A 1,862-nucleotide genomic window follows, 5' to 3' on the forward strand; every position below is an offset into this window, starting at 1 on the left:
TTCGCCGAAGCTATAAACAGACTTTAACTACCGCCGGGGTGGGTCAGTTTTACTTCGGTAGGGTGGGTCAGTTTTCAACCGGTGTTGACATCAAACAGGGCCCTACCCTGTTTCTGATGGTGGCTGTACGCAGGGCGCTTAGGCGCGCCGGCTTCTTCGGTTCCCCGGTCTACTAACCTGCGTACAGCTGCCACCCCATTGTTTAGTAGCTTCGGGGTGTCGGCACCACCTCGGAACCGAAGCTTATGTACAAAATAACGCCGAATCCGCCAGAAGCAGATTCCACCGCTACATCCGCAAAATCCAAAGCCAAGCAGCAAGACGAAACCACCAAACGCGTGCTCGATCACTACTTGCGGCCGAAACCGGATAAATCCAAAGACGACCCCAAACCGGGGCAGCTGTACGCCGTCGTGAAAGGCCTCGATAACGAATGCCTGCTCGCCAACCTCAGTGAGACGCTGGCTTCGGCTGATGCCATGGTGAGTGACCTGGCGTTTGATCTGGAGGGATCGAGACGTCATGTGGCGCAGGGGATTCAGCAGTTGATTGAGCTGAGTTCGCTGCTGGCGAATCGGGTGTTGGATAATGTGGAGCCGCGGCAGTAGGTTTTTTACCCAATGAAAAACCCGACGTTTTGCGTCGGGTTTTGATTCTTATATCCGTGGATAGCGAACGGATGAGCTGTAAATATTCTCAATTTTCTTTTCCCGCATATCCCACCACCGCCCTTCCTAGCGATAGGCTGCAAACGGCCAGAAGCCACCATACATACCTTGGTGCCGTTCAGAGCAATTTAGATAAGCTTCTCAGGTACCAAGCGGAGCATTGATTGACATAACTCTACCAATTAGTCTTAGCTTACAGGATTTGAGGACCAAAACGACTATGGACGACGGAATGCAAAATTTTTTAGCGGAATCTTTAGCTCGCTACTTTGATCCGCAGTTTCAATCCTGTATGAGCGCTATAAAAACCATCGCCGGCTATGAATTACAAGAGAAACACAAAGCTGGCTTTTTAGAGTTTCATAGATACATTACTGACCCGCAACCAAACTTTATTTCAGAGCTAAGATCCGACCCTAAAAGAGAGCACTGGTATCACCTATTGGTAAATGGAGTGCTCGGCAATGTTCAGCGGTCTTTTTCATGCGTTCTATATCATCAAGACCGCCTAGCAAATGTAGAAGCAAGCTTGATGAAAATCATCGGGAGATACAACCTCAGCGAAAGTTTAGGGGCTAGCACCTGGGGATTAGGAGATACATCAATACTGGATTTTGAGTACCAGGCATATGTACTGGCATATCGGCGATGCTTGGATCAGTTCGCGGGTGCGATGGCGGCCTTCTTTAAAAATAAGTACAGCTCATTTAGAACCTTTCCTGCATTCCTTGCGCGCAGGAAGCCCCAAGAAGTTGCCTTATCCATTTCCGACATCCATAAAAAGTACGTGGAGCATTTTGAGTTTGTACTTTCAGAGGGGGGAGTGACCTCCGTCCGAGATAGAATTGCGCACTACGAATTTGTGCCAGCGGGATGCGTGAACATCAGCGCCGTAGGCATAGTGCTTGTAGGCGGTGGGGAAAACTTAAACTTGAACGGCGATAGGAATTCCCTTACAGAAACCTTATCAAAAAAAACCGATTTGCTATACGAATGCATTGCAGAAACAATTCGCGCCTTCATTGAGTCTGCTTCTAAATGGGAAAACAACAAAGGGGAAAGCTGAACGACTCATTCAACCTGGTAACAAGAGAATTAGGGGACAGATTTATGTGCGCCAGGCAAAGCTTGGTCGCCTGGGACTGACGGCGCAAGCCGTCACGAAATGGCGTAAGAAACTCAGCGGGTTTGAAC

The 1,862-nt window shown here is 48.9% G+C and carries 2 protein-coding genes; both read left to right on the top strand.

Features of this window, described 5'->3' with window-relative positions:
• The first annotated feature begins 245 nt into the window (after nt 1–245).
• On the top strand, nt 246–608 hold the full coding sequence (locus tag HU806_RS26115; protein ID WP_186615775.1) for a DUF6124 family protein: 363 nt from the start codon (nt 246–248) through the stop codon (nt 606–608).
• Nucleotides 609–900: 292 nt separating this feature from the next.
• Complete coding sequence (locus HU806_RS26120; protein WP_186615777.1) at nt 901–1,734, top strand: hypothetical protein; 834 nt, start codon at nt 901–903, stop codon at nt 1,732–1,734.
• The last annotated feature ends 128 nt before the right edge of the window (nt 1,735–1,862 follow it).

Source organism: Pseudomonas sp. SWRI154, assembly GCF_014268645.1.
In the GTDB taxonomy this organism is placed as follows: Bacteria; Pseudomonadota; Gammaproteobacteria; order Pseudomonadales; family Pseudomonadaceae; genus Aquipseudomonas; species Aquipseudomonas marvdashtae.

Coding starts and splice junctions, on each gene's coding strand:
- HU806_RS26120 (WP_186615777.1), top strand. CDS start 901: ATGCAAAATTTTTTAGCGGAATCTTTAGCTCGCTACTTTGATCCGCAG.
- HU806_RS26115 (WP_186615775.1), top strand. CDS start 246: ATGTACAAAATAACGCCGAATCCGCCAGAAGCAGATTCCACCGCTACA.